Consider the following 15,003-nt stretch of genomic DNA (forward strand, 5'->3'; position numbering starts at 1 on the left):
CGGTATGATTACTGAACCACAAAATTCCGGAACAATACCCGGTCGATTGCCGGCTCCCCTTCCTGCTCCAGCACCTGATTCACAGTCTGCAGCATGCTGTCGGCCAGCGTCTGACGACCTTCCGGCGTTTGCAACTGCATGAAGTCGCTGCTGCCCAGCACCATCACCAGTTGGCTGCGGATAAGCGGCATATGAACGTCAGCGGCGGCCAGTGCAGCAGGATCTTTGGCTTCGAATGATACATAGACCTGGGCATAGCGCTGTCGACCCTGAGCCTGAACGGTGGTCACCAGGGCTTTCTCAATTTCGGTATAACTGCTGGCGACAAACGCGGGCTCTGCCGAAGTCGTGGTTTCGGCGTCATCTGCGCCGGGCAATCCTCCGCCCAGGAACCAGAGTGTCCCGACCACGGAAAGGCCCACCGCCAGGATAATGATGATCACCAGCATGATGATCAGTTTCAGCTTGCCTTTTTTGGCAGGCGCTTCGGTCGCAGTATTTTCGGCCATAACACTCGCTTGTCACTTTTTTGGCGTCCGGAAAGCTCCGAACAACCTTTCGCTGATGTGATGCAAAGGCCGGGCCAGACAGCCCATCCCCTGTATTCAGAACCGCAGTTTAGCGTTGCCGGAGGGGATGGGCAAAGAAGTCGGAAGACAGCAGGCTGAATTGGTCAGAAATCATCCGGACTCAGGCAAAGACGTCCACTTCACCCCGCCAGCCCAGATCAAGCTGGCCGGTGCTCAACGACTCTGCATCAGCATCGTGGCTGGCCAGGGATGATCCACCAGAAGACCGACCATCGCCCTCACCGGCCTCACCACTCTCGCCACCGGCCTGCTGACCGCCCTGGTCAGAGACATCAAACTGCCCCAAGGACAACCCCTGTTCACCCAGCATGTCGCGGAGCCGGTGGGAGTGCTGTTCGAGCTGCTCCCTCACCACCGGGTTGGCCGCATGCACGGTGACGCTGGCCTGATCGTTGTGGACTTTTACCTTGACTTCCATTGGCCCCATATCCGGAGGCGTGAGGTGTATTTCGGCAACCGACATATTGCGGGCGGTCAGCCAACTGAGCTTGCCCATGACCTTGTCGCCCCACTCCGCCTGTCCAACCGGCACATCCACCGAGGTGGTGTAGCCCCGGAGCGGAATGTTGGCGTCCGCAGCCAGTTTTCCGGGCTGTGCTGCCTGCTGCGCTGCGGTATCCATTACACTCTGGAATCTGGGATTGGAGAGCAGACTGGTCGGATCAACGGGACGGGCGCTCTCAGCGCTTGTCGCACCGGCAAGCAGGTCGGTTAGCTGCATGCCCGGAGCCAGAGCGGTGCTGCCTCCCCCGGCAGATGTTTGCCCCGGCAGGCCCTTGATCAGTCCGGGAGTGGCCTGAGTTCCTGTGAGCGCCATATTTGATGCCAGGCTCTCAGGTCCGCCCGTACCGGATTGGTTGGCGGCTGCAGGATACAGCGACTGAAGATTGGCGAATGTCAGGGGCATCAGCGGTTCGGCAACGACCAGGGCATCGTCTGCCTCAGTATCGCCGGTATTGCTGGTGTCACTGGCCGAGGAAGGACGGGCCGGTGAATCGGAGTCCGCTACCTGCTTTTGGTCAGTGGGCGTATCATTTTTTTCTGGCCGGGTACCGGAGGCTTCGGCTTTCTCATCGGCCCGGTCGGCCGCCTTGCGTTCCTGCGCGGCATCAGCCTGATCCCGACGTTCGGCGCGCTTGGCATCCATCCGCTTCTGCTCGGCCCTGGACAGCTCGTCAAAACGACTGTCACCGGCCTCCGGGTCCTTCCGGCCTTGCGATTTCGCTGCACCGACCTCTGGCTGACTCGTTTTCGCCGGTGCCTGGGGAAGTATGGTCTGTTGCATGGCAACCTCTTGCCGCTTTAGATCTCAGGTAGCCCCTGTTCGGAGCGTTTTCCTGAGAGCTGCAAAAGCGGTGCCAAACCTTCACACGGGCTGACGTTCAGGCCTCCTGGCCAAAGTTTTGCAAACGTCTAGCCACCTCCGAAAACTCGGCCTCAATCCGTTCAAGCACTGCAGGGGCCTGTTCCAGAGTGGCGTCCTTGCCCAGTTGCTCGGCCTCAAAACACAGGCCTCCGAGCCTGGGAGCACCGATATTGATGCAACTGCCCTTGAAGCTGTGCGCGGTCTTGGCGAAGTGCTCCGGGTCGGCCGTTGCCAGCGCCTCTTTCAGGCCGTCAATGCGTGAACGGGAGTCTGCCAGGTAGGTCTGGATCAGGACATCAAACTCGTCTTCCATCACATCCTGCAGTTCGGCCAGCGCCTCCACGTCAAGATGGGGTTTGTCGTTCATTCGCTATCCTCGTTTGTCGGCACTCAGGCGCCACTGATTATGGCCGCGTCGGGGAACCACCAATCATAGACGATTTCCACGCGATTGCCCCGGCCGTGAACCTTGAGATTTCGCGTCATACGCCGGAGGATCTCAAGTCCCCGGCCCGCGTATCGGCCGGTTGAAGCCGCCTGCTGTTGCATCACTGTGTCAGAATATTCAGTGAAATCAAAACCATCACCACTGTCTTCACAGACAACGGTAAGGGTACCTCCACCCTCCCTGGGCTGATGCTCAAGAGAAAACCGTATGAAATGCCCATCGGTGTTCCCCAGTCTGCGCGTTCGCTCCTGGTAATAGCGGCTGAAACCGCCAGGTGACGTTTTCCACTCTGAGGACAGGGCCAGAACACCGTGCTCAAGAGCATTGTTGTAGAGTTCCGACAACAGGGTGTAGACCTCGCCGCTTCGGCTCCTCAGTCCGGGCACCTCCATACAGATATGCAGTAAAAGCGGCAGGGGGTTGAAGTCTGCCAGTGTCTGTTCCCTCAGCTCATAGACGCAGCGCCAGTCCGCCGGGCCCGTCAACGCCGATTCAGGAATCTTGTCGGGCATTGCTTCTGGCGCCTCGGCCCGGACCATTTGCAGGCAGCAGAGCGTCAGGTCATCAGCCAGCTCTGGCTTCCCGGTGTGCTGCTGCATTCTCTCCAGCAGGGCCTCGAACGGCTCCTGCCCTGGTTCCAGACCCGCCAGAACGCTCAAGACACCTTCCTCGCCCAGGCTTTCACCGCCACTATTGGGCGCCTCGGGGAGCCCGTCGGTCATCATCACCAGCCAGTCGCCCGGTGCCGCATCCAGCACGGTCATGGAGGCCGAAAACTGGTCCGGCTCCCGGACACCCAGCGGCAGATGCCGGGACGGAATGGCGACACGGTCGCCTCCGGCACGCAACAGCCAGCCATCCGGCAAGCCACCATTCCAGACACGCAGGCTGTTGTGTTTGAAGTCAGCCTCAACCATCAAACCACAACAGAACATGCCTACCGGCAGTATTCGCCGAAGCTTGCGGTTAATTTCCCGGAGGACATCCGGGGCGCCAAAGCCTTTGGCCGCCATCCCGTAGAAGATTTCAGCAACCGGCATGGCGCCAATGGCGGCAGGTAATCCGTGCCCGGTGAAATCACCCAGAAACACCAGAGTGCCGCCCCCGGGGCGCTGAGCAGCAAACAATACATCACCGTTGAAAACCGAGAGAGGGGATGCATGGTGGCGGATGTTGGGGGCATCCAGACAACCGGTATGGGCAATGTTATCAAACACCCGCCGCGCCGTGCGCTGCTCGTCCAGCATCTGCTGATTCTGGCGCCGAATATGGTCACGCTGGTCCGACAATGCCTGGTGCAACCCTCTCATACGATTAAACGCGTTAATCTTCGCTTCCAGAATCACGCGATTGTAGGGTTTGACGAGAAAGTCGTCGCCGCCGGCCTCAAGACACCGGGCCAGATCACCCGCCCCCGACAGGGAGGTGAGAAAGATGAGCGGCACCAGGCGCTCGCCTGCCAGAGCCTTGATTTGACGAGCGGCCTCCATTCCGTCCATCCGCGGCATCAGGGCGTCCAGCAACACCAGATCCGGCTGGGTCTCCCGGAACAGATCCACCGCCTCGGTACCGTCTTCGGCTTCAATCACGGTATGGCCCAGGCGCTTTACCAGCCGCGCCAGAATCAACCTGTCGCTGGCACTGTCCTCGGCAAGAAGTACCTTCAAGGGAATCGCCTCAGCGAATGCTGAACAACTGCTCGAAGTTGGAAATGGAGAGAATTCGCCGGACATCGCTGTTGCAGTTCTCGATTGAGATGCGGGCGCCATCTCCGCCAGCATGATCCCTTAACAGAAGCAACATGCCCAGAGCAGAGCTGTCGAGGTAAGTGGTGTCTGAAAGATCAATGACGTAGTGGCTGACGGTGGGTTCGCTGTGCTCGTAGGCATCCCGAAAGGATTGATGGGTACTGAAATCGAACCGACCCTCCACGCAGATCGTGAGGGTCTTGCCGTCATCGCTCCGGCGTGTCTCTATAGGCATTCCTGAACCTCCCGGCACATTCCACCAATGACTTTCCTTCGCTGCCAGCCATTGATGGCAAGCTTATCTGGTAAAGGATAGTCAAATAAACGGAAATTGCATCCGGGTTATCTGATGCAGATCACCGGGGACTTCAATTATCGCTGTCGCCGGGCAAAGGCCCGACCGGCAGCTTCGTCCGCCAGTTTCTGGTCTCTGAGATCCTGTTCCCGTTGTTCCTGTTGCCGGCAGGACTCAATGTATTTTTCCATACCACGGCGACGTTCCCAGGCCTGTTGCCACTCCCGGCGCCTGGCTTCAAACACCTGTTCAGCCTGTTGCAGCTGCCGCTGTTGCTGGGCAATCACCTGGTCCAGCTGGGCGATAAAAGCCTGCCAGGCCTGCAGCCGCGCCACAGGAACAACACCCTGCTGGCTCGCGCGGATCTGGTCACGATACTCCTGCTGATAGCGTTCCAGGTTCTCCACCTGTTCGCGGTGCGCCTCCACCTGCTTACGGGCCTCACCAAGGCGTTCCAACGCTTCCTGTTCTTTCCGCTCTTCAAGGGAGAGGACAATTTCAAGCCGTTTCGATCGCAGCATCAGACATTATCCCGATTGCCGGCGGGGTTCGGCACCGCCGTCTTTCTTCGTTCCGGTGAACGTCGTTCCGGCACTACCGCCATCAGTTGCTCAATCGCCTCCGTGAGGGGAGCGCTTTCATTCAGCCCCTGCTGCAGAAACTGGCTCATATTGCCTATGTGCTGAATGGCAAAGTCAGTCTCCGGGTCGGAACCTTTCACATAGGCACCCACACTGATCAGATCACGGGCCTGCTGGTAACGGGAGTAAACCTGCTTGAATCTCTGGGCCCGGGAGAAATGCTCAGAATCAGTCACCTGGGGCATTACCCGGCTGATAGAGGCTTCCACATCAATCGCCGGATAATGGCCTTCTTCCGCCAGCCGCCGGGATAAGACGATGTGACCATCAAGGATGGCCCTGGCTGCGTCGGCAATGGGATCCTGCTGATCGTCGCCTTCCGTCAGAACGGTATAAAATGCAGTAATGGAACCGCCGCCGGGACGGCCGTTACCTGTTCGCTCAACCAGTTGCGGCAGCTTGGCAAAAACCGAGGGCGGATAACCCTTGGTCGCCGGTGGTTCGCCAACGGCCAGGGCGATCTCCCGCTGTGCCTGGGCATAGCGGGTGAGAGAATCCATTAAAAGAAGAACGCGCTTACCCTGATCGCGGTAGTATTCGGCAATTCGGGTGGTGAGCATGGCAGCGCGCAGGCGCATCAACGGCGAGTCATCTGCCGGAGCGGCTACAACCACGGAACGAGCCAGGCCTTCATCGCCGAGAATGTCCTCGATGAATTCCTTGACCTCCCGGCCCCGTTCACCAATCAACCCAACCACGGTAATGTCTGCATCCGTGAACCGGGTCATCATTCCCAGCAGCATACTCTTACCGACACCACTGCCGGCAAACAGGCCGAGACGCTGCCCCTGCCCTACGGTCAGCAACGCGTTGATTGCACGGATTCCCACATCCATGGACTGGCGCACCGGAGCCCGGTTCAATGGGTTGATGATGTCGCCGGTCAGCTGCACTCTGGCCTCTGCCTGCAACGGTCCCTTGCCGTCCAGCGGGTCGCCGGCACCATTCACCACTCGCCCCAGCATTTGCGGGCCAACCGGTACCCTGCTGGCCGAGGCCAGAGGAATCACCCGGGCTCCGGGCTTGAGACCTTCGATGGCAGTCAGCGGCATCAGGTAAACCTTATCTTCCTCAAACCCCACCACTTCCGCTTCCACACTGGTGGCGCTATCACCCTGAATCAGACAACGGTCCCCCACCACCATCGGGCAACCCACGCACTCCAGCGTGAGACCCACCATGCGCGTAAGCCGTCCAGACAATTCTGGCGCCGGCTCGTCGCTGATGGCCCCCTGAAGCTGCCGTAACCGTTCAGCCAGGCGTGACGTCATCGTCCCGGCCCTGGTCGTTGAATTCGTCAGACTCGGATTCTGGCGGTGATGTCATGCCCGAATCACTCAGCACATCCCGGTGAAAATCGGTCAGCTCCCCCATACTGGGTGCCAGCTCCTCCTGATCCGGACCGGCAGGCTCCGCCAGCTGTTCTTCCAGCATACCCTGAACCACCCGCTGGAAGCGCTTCTCCACGGTGTAATCCACCAGACTATGGCGCGATTCCACTTTACAGCCACCAGGCATGAGAGAGTCATCCTCAATGAGAACCGCCGGTGATTCCAGGCGCTCTGTGACTTCCCGTACCGGCTCGATATCGTCGGGGTGAATATGAATGCGTAGATTGTCGGCGGTAGAGGGCAGTGACGACAGAGCCCGACGCACCACCTGGCGAATCTGGGAGGAATCAATGCTGAGCTCACGGAAGACCACCGCCCGGGCCAACACCGTAGTGAGGTTGACCAGCACCGCTTCCAGCTCGTCTTCATGGCGCTCGATGGGCAACAACAGCTCTCCCATCAGATGCTCCAGTCGTTCCATCCGGGAGGCAACTTCCTGACGCGTCTGCTCCGCTGCCTGCTGCTCGCCCTCGCTCCGCCCCTCCGCCTCGCCTGCGGCGTAGCCATCTTTGTGCCCGTCTGCGCGACCCTGCTCAAAGCCTTCCGCGTAACCGGCCTGCCGGCCCTCCTGAAAACCGTCCTCGCGGGCAGCCTGGCGAATCTCTTCCAGGTCGGCCGCGGTCAGCGGCTTGACTTCCTCTTCCTCGACAACCTGGTTTCCGCGCTCATCAAGCAGGGGCAATTCCCACCGTTCCCAGGCGGTCATCTGTTCTTTCGGTATGCGCTTGCTGTCCTGATCGGAATCTTTCATCACATCATTTCTTCGCCACTACCACCCAGCGAGATCTCGCCGGCTTCAGCCATACGGCGAGCAACGGTGATAATGTCTTTCTGGGCCGCTTCGACTTCGCTGACCTTGACCGGCCCCTTGGCTTCCAGATCATCCTGCAGCAACTCCGCAGCACGCTTGGACATGTTCTTGAAGATCTTCTCCTTGACGGCTTCGTCAGCGCCTTTGAGCGCCACCACCAGCACCTCCGAGGACACCTCTCGAAGCAGCGCCTGAATACCCCGATCATCAATATCCTTGAGGTTATCAAACACGAACATGAGGTCTTCAATGGTGGACGCCAGATCCGGATCCATGTCTTTGATGGAATCCATCAACGAGCCCTCAATCCCCCGATCCATGAAGTTCATGATATCGGCCGCTCGCTTCACACCACCAATCCGACTGGTCTGAGAGGCCGCGCCACCGGAGAACTGCTTCTCAAGGATGTCGTTCAGTTCCTGCAGGGCCTGTGGCTGAATGCTTTCCAGCGACGCCACCCGCATCATCACGTCCAGTCGCACTTTCTCATCAAGTGTGCCAAGAATTTCAGCGGCCTGGTCCGGGTCTAGGTAGGAGATAACAATGGCCTGAATCTGGGGATGCTCGTAACGGATAATATCGCCCACAGCCCGAGGCTCCATCCACTTAAGAGTATCCAGGCCGGTGGTATTGCCGCCAATCAGGATTCGGTCAATCAGGCTCGCGGCCTTGTCATCACCCAGCGCCTGGGTGAGCATCGCCCGGATATAATCGTCATTACCAACCCCCAAACCGGTCTGGCCGCCGACAGCGTCCACAAACTGGTTAAGCACGTAGGTGACGTCGTCCTTGCTGACGTCTTTCATCTGCGCCATGGCGACGCCAACCCGCTGAACCTCTTTCGGCCCCATGTGCTTGAGCACCTCAGCAGCGTCCGCTTCACCCAGAGACATCAGCAGGATCGCTGCCTGCTCCACTCGCGGAATCTTGCGCTGCGGCTTTTTCGGGGCATCCCCCTGCAACTGGCCGTTTTCTTCAGTCATCGACGTTCACCCACTGGCGCATAACCTGTGCAACCCTGGCGGGATCTTCCGCAATCAGGCCTTTGAGTGCATTCAACTGTCTATCATAGCTGTCTGTGGCGCCCGGCAAAAGCAGGTCATCCTGAGACGACATGGCATCGCGTAGTGCCTGCCCGCCTTCGATATCAGCAAGGCCACCATACTCCCCCTCTTCTCCGCCTTCACCACGCTCGCGGCGGCCGCCACCGGACAGCGTCTTCAGGGTGGGGCGCAGCAAGCCAAGAACCAGAATCAGAATGACCAGTCCTGCCAATACCTGCTTCATCAAATCCCAGAACCAGGGCTGCTCCCAGAAGCCCGGAGCTTCAAACTCCACCGCTTCCTCTGGGGCAAACGCCGTATTCATGACGGTAACGCTGTCTCCGCGGGACGCGGAATAGCCAACCGCATCACGCACCAGCATGCTCAGCCGTTGCAGTTCGGCCTCTGGCCAGGGTTGATAGCTCACCTCGCCGGTTTCCGGGTCGACCACTTTCATGTCATCCACGGCAAGGGCCACGGTCACCCGCTTGACCGCACCCAGCTCCTGACGGGTGTAGCTGACGGTACGATCCAGTTCATAGTTCCGGGTGGATTCACTCCGGACATTCACCGGCGGAGCTGCAGGAGCGCCATCTTCCCCTGGGGCGGCAGTGGCCTGCTCCGGAACCGTCGCAGCCCCTGGCGGCTGATTGGCCAGCGCACCGGGAATGCCACCCTGGGCTCCCGCCACACGCTGCTCAGACAACTCGCGCTCACTGCGCACCGCCTGTTGCTCCGGATTGTATAACTCCTCGGCACGCTCGACCGCAGAGAAGTCGAGGTCGGCGGTGACTTCCGCGCGGTAACGCCCTTCCCCGACAATCGGGCCAATCAATGAGGCGACACGGCGGGTCAGCCGCTCTTCAACCCTGGACGTGTATTCATACTGGTCTTTCATCCGGTCTGTTTCGGCCTGAACCTCATCGCCCGTCAACAGATTGCCGTTCTGGTCAACCACGGTCACCTGATCCCGGTTCATCATCGGAATGCTGCCGGCCACCAGGTTGACGATGGCCCGAATCTGTTCAGGCTCAGGGCGACGGCCCGCAAACACTTCAAGGAATACCGAGGCGGTCGGTTCACGGGCATCCCGGATAAACACCGAACGCTCGGGAATGGCCAGGTGCACCCGGGCATTTCGAACACCACGCATGGCGGCGATGGTCCGGGCCAGTTCGCCCTCCAGTCCGCGCCGGTAGCTGATGGTTTCCATGAACTGGGACGTTCCCAGACCACGTTCCTGGTCCAGCAACTCATAACCCATGGTCTTCTGGTCGGTTACGCCTTCAGCAGCAAGCTTGAGGCGCGCGCTATAGACCTGTTCAGACGGCACCAGCAATGCTCCGGTGCGGGGGTCCATCTTGTAATCGATACCGTTGCTGTCGAGGATGGTGGTCACGTCCTGCGGGTTGTAGGCAGACAGATCCCCCACCACCGGCTGGTAATTGGGCTCCTGGGCCCAGAGCACCACAGCCACACCCAGTGCCACGCTGGCGGCCAGCCCGACCATAAGCCCGACCTGGCGAAGCAGATTCAATCGGTTGAATCCGAGCAAAAGATTGCTACGGCTCTCCGGAGTATCAGACTCCTGAGTAGCCGGCAGGTCAGAGGCGGCGGTTTCCGCAGGTACGCTTGCCATGCTGTTGCTCCGTTATCAGATCGGCATATTCATGATGTCTTCATAGGCTCGCACAACCCGGTTACGCACCTGGGTCAGAGCCTCAAAAGACACCGAAGATTTCTGGGCAGCAATCATTACCCGGGTAATGTCCACGTTCGGATCGCCCATTTCGTAGGCCGTCCTGAGTTCACTGGCCTGACTCTGGACCTCGTGTACATTGTTGACGGCCTTGCCCAGCATATCGCTGAAGCTGGGAACTTCCTGGGTTTCCTGAACCTGTCGTGGGCCATCGATGCGGCCACGTACGGACTGATCCTGTTCAATCCTCTGGTTCTGCATCATCTGGGTACGCAGATTCCGGATCTCAGACAGAACATTGTTTATGTCGGCACGTTGAACCATCACACTCTCCCGGCGGCCCCGTCGGGCCTGTACTTGTTGCTGACTCAAATGAACTGAAAGCAAGCAACAGGCCAGAAACAATTAAAGCATTTATTTCAACGGGTTAATAAAGAATTTTACAGTGGAAGGCGTCTACGTGACAAAGAATTGACAGGAGTGAAACCAGACCGAAAAAGAAGACCAGGCAGGCGGGTAAAAAAACGGCACCCCGAAGGGTGCCCGAAGGAGTATAAGGTCGACAACAAAGGCCCTGACTCAGGCCATGGCCAGCTCCGCCTCAAGATCGATACCGGCATCTCGCATCTGGGCCAGTTTGTAACGAAGCGTTCGCGGGCTGATGCCCAACTGCTCCGCTGCCCGGTTGCGCCTGCCACGCTCTTTCTTGAGGGTCTGGATAATAATACGGAACTCCTGTTGGCGCAGATCATCTCCGAGTGAGCCAATCGCCTCATCAGCCGCTGAATCCGCTTCCAGCCCGGCCTCGGGGTCTGGCACGTCAGCCGCAGGGACCTCCATGGACCTGGCGGAAATGGCCGGCTCGGCGGGTGCACCAAAGTCAGCGGCACCGGTAATCCCAAGCTCCAGACAAAGATCGCCGGCGTGGATTACATTACCCTGATGCAACACCAGCGCCCGCTGAATGGCATTGTCCAGTTCCCGGACATTACCCGGCCAGGCATGAGCCATCAGTGCCTTACGGGCATCCTCGGCCAGGGTGATGCCGGTCAGCTTCATCTTGCGGCAATGTTTTTTCAGCAGTGAGCGGGCCAGGGGCAGAATATCCAGCGGCCGCTCCCGCAGGGGCTGCCACCGCATCGGGAACACCGTCAATCGATAATAAAGGTCTTCGCGGAACTTGCCCTCGCGCACGTAGTCCGCCAGATCACGGTTTGTGGTCGCCAGCACACGAACATCCAGCTGAATGGTCTTGCGACCACCGACGCGCTCCACTTCCCGCTCCTGCAACACTCGCAGCAGCTTGGACTGCAAACCAAGATCCATTTCGGAAATCTCGTCCAACAGGATGGTTCCGCCATTGGCCTGCTCGAATTTACCTGGGGAGGCTGCAACGGCACCCGTGAATGCACCTTTCTCGTGACCGAACAGAATGGCTTCCAGCATATTCTCCGGAATAGCGGCACAGTTGATCGCGACAAACGGCTCATCCGCTCGGGGTGACTGCTGATGGATATAGCGGGCCAACACTTCTTTACCGGTACCACTCTCACCGGAAATCATCACTGTGGAATCACTGGCCGCCACTTTCGCGGCCAACTGGAACATGCGTTTGCTGACAGGATCCTCAGCCACCGGCTCATCGCCAGCCTTCTGGCGGCTTCCGCCCACGACCCGACTGACCGCTTCCACCAGAACCTGAGGCTCAAACGGCTTGACCAGATAATCGATGGCACCGGATTGCATGGCAGACACCGCGTGGCTGATCTGGCCGTACGCGGTAATCAGCATCATGGGCAGCCCCGGATACAAGCGCTGAACTTCCGCCAACAACTCATGGCCGGACATGCCGGGCATATTGACATCGCTGACCACCATATCGACCGGCGCCCGGGCCAGGCTTGCCAGCGCATCTTCAGCGCTGGCCGCTTCCCGCACCTGGAATTTCGCCAGTTCCAGCGTCGTTACCAAAGCTTCGCGCAGGTCGTGGTCATCTTCCACAATCAGAATCTGGGCCTTTGCCATGCTATGCACCTCCAACCTGTTCTTTAAAACCGGGCTGTCAGAATAGGCAGCCGAACTATCGCGTCGGCGCCTTGCTGTCCGGGGGATGAAATCGAAAACTCGCCCTGATGGGCCTTGACCACAGCCTGCACCACGGCCAGCCCGAGGCCGGTGCCATGGGACTTGGTGGTGTAGAAGGCTTCCATAATCCGACCTGCCTCACCAGGCTCGAACCCGGGCCCATTATCGGAAACCCGGATTTCCAGGCGGCCAGAGGTAGCGGAAACGACGATTGAAACGTCGGCTGCCCCCGCCTCCAGACTGTTATTCACAAGATTGGTACAGGCGCCGACCAGGGCATCGCGATTGCACATCAGCCGGCAAGGCGTCTGCACCTGGTTGTCCAGGGTCACCTGCACGCCTGGCGCAAGCTTGAGTCCATCAACAGCAGACTCGAGCGCTTCCACCAGGCGCGACGAATCCAGCTCTTCCGCCAGTCGGGTTTCACCGCGGGCGAAGATCAACATGTCGCGAACCTGCTGTTCCAGATGGGTCAGGCGGGACATCAGCCGGGAAGCGCAACGTTGACGTAGCTCCTCATCGAGATCCGGCTGGCTCAGATGACCACCATAGAGAATGGCGGCGGACAGCGGTGTGCGAATCTGGTGGGCCAGGGACGCAACCATCTTACCCATGGCAGAGAGGCGCTGGGCATGAGCCAGTTGCGACTGGAGCTGGCGCGTTTCAGTCAGATCGGTCAGCAGGATCAACTGACCCGGCTGATTCTCCATGGTACGGATCTCAATGCTGACCCGGCGACCATCCTTCAGGGACACCTCATGGCCATCGTCGTTACGGGGCGCGAAACAGCGGCGGATAACGTCAATCCAGCGCTCGCCCTCAAGCGGCTCGCCGAGCAAGGCAATGGCGGCCGGGTTGCTCTGGCTGACAGTGCCATGCTTGTCCAGCACCACCACACCCGCAGGCAGGGCATTGAGCAAGGTAGACAGGCGATCTGCCAGCTGCTCTTTCTGCTCCAGCTCCTGCTGGCGCTGCCGCGATTCATAAGACAGCTCACCCGACAGCTGGTTCACCCGAGACTCGAGTGTGCGATAGGAATCGGTAATCTGCCGAGACATGCGATTGAACAGTTCCAGCGCAGAATCTACAGCCTCATCGTCCTGCTGCGGAAACAGTGCTGTCACCTTGTCGTTGACATCAGCCGCAGCGTTGGCATCCGGCTGGTGGCGGGACTCCATAACGACATGTGCGTGGCTCATAACCTTTCCCCCTGACAGGCCCGGCGGGGCCATCAATACTTTTGTTCGGAAAGGTCAAAGCTAACAGCGTGCCAATTAGTATTTATTGTTTATTTTCAAATAGTAACGAAACCAACGATACCCGGGGTGACGGATTACCGTCGGCCAGAAACAACAATGGCGTCGCAGGTTACAAACCTTTGACGCCACCTTTTACCGGCCACCCCGGTGTCATCAGGCTTCTTCTGAGTCGTCCCTCAGACCATACTTTCGCACTTTCTCCACCAGCGTCGTGCGCCGTATCCGCAGCTTCTCGGCAGCGCGGGCGACTACGCCGCTGGCTTCATCGAGAGCCTGCTGAATCAATTGCTTTTCGAGATTGGAGAGATAATCCTTCAGATCAATGCCGTTCACCGGAAGCAACGCTGGCGCATCCAGCCCCACCAGGCCTGGTATGGAAGAGGGCATACCTGAATCCTCTACCGGGCGATTCTCGTCGTAATCATCCACATAGCGGAACTTCTTCGGCAATTCCTGCACTCCGATCACGCCATAGGGATGCATGATGGCAAGACGCTCCACCAGGTTCGCCAGCTCACGGACATTGCCCGGCCAATCATGACGACACAGGCTCATGATGGCCGCCGAGTTCATCCGCAATGAACCACGCTTCTCTTTCTCCATCCGGGAAATCAGCTCGTTGATCAGCAGTGGAATGTCTTCGACTCGCTCCCGGAGTGCCGGCATTTCGATGGGGAACACGTTCAGCCGGTAGTACAGATCCTCCCGGAAATCACCGGATTCAATCATGTCCTCAAGATGCTTGTGGGTCGCCGCAATCACCCGTACGTCAGCGGTCTGGGTGCGGTTACTGCCCACTTTTTCAAAGGTGCGCTCTTGCAGAACCCGCAGTATCTTCACCTGCATGTTCAGGGGCATATCGCCAATTTCATCCAGGAACAAGGTGCCGCCTTCCGCCATCTCAAAGCGCCCTACCCTCGCCGTAATGGCACCGGTAAACGCGCCTTTCTCATGGCCAAAGAGCTCGCTTTCCAGCAGCTCTGCCGGAATAGCACCACAGTTCACCGGCACAAAGGGCTTATCGCGGCGGGAAGAATGGTAATGCAGATTGCGAGCAACCACTTCCTTCCCAGTACCGGACTCTCCGGTAATCAGCACGCTCACATCCTTGTCGGCCACCTGCTCCATCAACTGGCGCACTTGCTGGACTTTACGACTGGTTCCCACCAGGCTGCGGAACAGCTGCACACCACGCTGCTGGCCGCGCTGCTGGTTGCGGCTGAACTGGTCACGATAGATCTGTGCGCGGTACAGGGAATCCACGAACTTGGTGTAGTTCAGCGGCCATTCCATCCGTGCAATCACTCGTGCCGCATCGTCCTCTGACAAACCCTTGAGCTCAGGGTCGCCAACCAGCAACACTGGCACACCGGTCATGGCTCGGCATACCTGCTCTATGGCGGAACAGGCGCCGGATTCGGTGCCGTTGACGACCGCCACTGAAACACTATCCCAGGCCTGATCATCGTCACTCGCCAAAAGCGCCAAAGCCTCGTCGCCGGAAATCACCTGCTCTTCACCGACAAACTCCAGAATGGTGACCAGATCTCGTCGCCTGGTTTCATCCTCACTCAGCACCAGCACTTTGTTATTTTTGGACATTCACAGGAATCTCTTCATGGATTTG

Annotated in this window: 14 protein-coding genes; all 14 read right to left on the reverse strand. The window is 58.9% G+C overall.

Annotated elements, in window-relative coordinates; all coding sequences use genetic code 11:
* Positions 1 to 8 precede the first annotated feature (8 nt).
* The 14 genes from C7436_RS04735 to C7436_RS04800 all read right to left on the reverse strand — a co-directional run bounded on the left by C7436_RS04735 (position 9) and on the right by C7436_RS04800 (position 14,978).
* Positions 9 to 509, reverse strand: a complete 501-nt coding sequence (locus C7436_RS04735) for a flagellar basal body-associated FliL family protein (protein ID WP_011785462.1) — start codon at positions 507 to 509, stop codon at positions 9 to 11.
* Between the two features lie 181 nt (positions 510 to 690).
* On the reverse strand, positions 691 to 1,875 hold the full coding sequence (locus C7436_RS04740) for a flagellar hook-length control protein FliK (protein WP_011785463.1): 1,185 nt from the start codon (positions 1,873 to 1,875) through the stop codon (positions 691 to 693).
* A gap of 97 nt (positions 1,876 to 1,972) precedes the next feature.
* A complete protein-coding gene (locus C7436_RS04745) occupies positions 1,973 to 2,323 on the reverse strand; it encodes an Hpt domain-containing protein (RefSeq protein ID WP_011785464.1) in 351 nt (116 codons plus the stop codon).
* Between the two features lie 23 nt (positions 2,324 to 2,346).
* Positions 2,347 to 4,071 (reverse strand): fused response regulator/phosphatase, encoded by a 1,725-nt coding sequence (locus C7436_RS04750; protein WP_014421037.1) that lies wholly within the window; start codon positions 4,069 to 4,071, stop codon positions 2,347 to 2,349.
* Between the two features lie 10 nt (positions 4,072 to 4,081).
* Positions 4,082 to 4,387 carry an STAS domain-containing protein gene (locus C7436_RS04755; RefSeq protein WP_014421036.1) on the reverse strand — a complete coding sequence of 102 codons (306 nt, stop codon included), beginning with the start codon at positions 4,385 to 4,387 and terminating at the stop codon, positions 4,082 to 4,084.
* Between the two features lie 137 nt (positions 4,388 to 4,524).
* Positions 4,525 to 4,968: a flagellar export protein FliJ gene (gene fliJ / locus C7436_RS04760; protein ID WP_121206858.1), complete on the reverse strand. Its 444-nt coding sequence runs from the start codon at positions 4,966 to 4,968 to the stop codon at positions 4,525 to 4,527.
* The gene (gene fliI, locus C7436_RS04765; protein WP_011785468.1) at positions 4,968 to 6,359 is read right to left on the reverse strand and encodes a flagellar protein export ATPase FliI; all 1,392 of its coding nucleotides are present in this window, start codon (positions 6,357 to 6,359) and stop codon (positions 4,968 to 4,970) included. Before fliI ends, fliJ begins: the two co-directional genes overlap by 1 nt.
* Entirely contained in the window at positions 6,340 to 7,230 is an 891-nt protein-coding gene (locus tag C7436_RS04770) for a flagellar assembly protein FliH (protein ID WP_022991625.1), read from the reverse strand. The genes fliI and C7436_RS04770 overlap by 20 nt, the downstream gene beginning before the upstream one ends.
* Complete coding sequence (gene fliG, locus C7436_RS04775; protein ID WP_011785470.1) at positions 7,230 to 8,273, reverse strand: flagellar motor switch protein FliG; 1,044 nt, start codon at positions 8,271 to 8,273, stop codon at positions 7,230 to 7,232. Before fliG ends, C7436_RS04770 begins: the two co-directional genes overlap by 1 nt.
* On the reverse strand, positions 8,266 to 9,972 hold the full coding sequence (gene fliF / locus C7436_RS04780; protein ID WP_011785471.1) for a flagellar basal-body MS-ring/collar protein FliF: 1,707 nt from the start codon (positions 9,970 to 9,972) through the stop codon (positions 8,266 to 8,268). The genes fliG and fliF overlap by 8 nt, the downstream gene beginning before the upstream one ends.
* Before the next feature lie 15 nt (positions 9,973 to 9,987).
* Positions 9,988 to 10,356, reverse strand: coding sequence for a flagellar hook-basal body complex protein FliE (gene fliE / locus C7436_RS04785; RefSeq protein ID WP_011785472.1), 369 nt, complete (start codon positions 10,354 to 10,356; stop codon positions 9,988 to 9,990).
* A 255-nt stretch (positions 10,357 to 10,611) separates the two neighbouring features.
* Positions 10,612 to 12,057 (reverse strand): sigma-54-dependent transcriptional regulator, encoded by a 1,446-nt coding sequence (locus tag C7436_RS04790; protein WP_121206859.1) that lies wholly within the window; start codon positions 12,055 to 12,057, stop codon positions 10,612 to 10,614.
* Positions 12,058 to 12,080: 23 nt separating this feature from the next.
* Complete coding sequence (locus tag C7436_RS04795; protein ID WP_011785474.1) at positions 12,081 to 13,316, reverse strand: sensor histidine kinase; 1,236 nt, start codon at positions 13,314 to 13,316, stop codon at positions 12,081 to 12,083.
* A gap of 213 nt (positions 13,317 to 13,529) precedes the next feature.
* Entirely contained in the window at positions 13,530 to 14,978 is a 1,449-nt protein-coding gene (locus tag C7436_RS04800; RefSeq protein WP_011785475.1) for a sigma-54 dependent transcriptional regulator, read from the reverse strand.
* Positions 14,979 to 15,003: the final 25 nt, after the last annotated feature.

It is taken from the genome of Marinobacter nauticus, from assembly GCF_003634635.1.
GTDB lineage: Bacteria > Pseudomonadota > Gammaproteobacteria > Pseudomonadales > Oleiphilaceae > Marinobacter > Marinobacter nauticus.

Bases quoted from the DNA above. Each gene is read 5' to 3' on its own strand.
- fliI (WP_011785468.1), bottom strand. From the start codon at position 6,359: ATGACGTCACGCCTGGCTGAACGGTTACGGCAGCTTCAGGGGGCCATC.
- C7436_RS04770 (WP_022991625.1), bottom strand. From the start codon at position 7,230: ATGAAAGATTCCGATCAGGACAGCAAGCGCATACCGAAAGAACAGATG.
- fliG (WP_011785470.1), bottom strand. From the start codon at position 8,273: ATGACTGAAGAAAACGGCCAGTTGCAGGGGGATGCCCCGAAAAAGCCG.
- C7436_RS04790 (WP_121206859.1), bottom strand. From the start codon at position 12,057: ATGGCAAAGGCCCAGATTCTGATTGTGGAAGATGACCACGACCTGCGC.
- fliJ (WP_121206858.1), bottom strand. From the start codon at position 4,968: ATGCTGCGATCGAAACGGCTTGAAATTGTCCTCTCCCTTGAAGAGCGG.
- C7436_RS04795 (WP_011785474.1), bottom strand. From the start codon at position 13,316: ATGAGCCACGCACATGTCGTTATGGAGTCCCGCCACCAGCCGGATGCC.
- C7436_RS04735 (WP_011785462.1), bottom strand. From the start codon at position 509: ATGGCCGAAAATACTGCGACCGAAGCGCCTGCCAAAAAAGGCAAGCTG.
- fliE (WP_011785472.1), bottom strand. From the start codon at position 10,356: ATGGTTCAACGTGCCGACATAAACAATGTTCTGTCTGAGATCCGGAAT.
- fliF (WP_011785471.1), bottom strand. From the start codon at position 9,972: ATGGCAAGCGTACCTGCGGAAACCGCCGCCTCTGACCTGCCGGCTACT.
- C7436_RS04745 (WP_011785464.1), bottom strand. From the start codon at position 2,323: ATGAACGACAAACCCCATCTTGACGTGGAGGCGCTGGCCGAACTGCAG.
- C7436_RS04755 (WP_014421036.1), bottom strand. From the start codon at position 4,387: ATGCCTATAGAGACACGCCGGAGCGATGACGGCAAGACCCTCACGATC.
- C7436_RS04740 (WP_011785463.1), bottom strand. From the start codon at position 1,875: ATGCAACAGACCATACTTCCCCAGGCACCGGCGAAAACGAGTCAGCCA.
- C7436_RS04800 (WP_011785475.1), bottom strand. From the start codon at position 14,978: ATGTCCAAAAATAACAAAGTGCTGGTGCTGAGTGAGGATGAAACCAGG.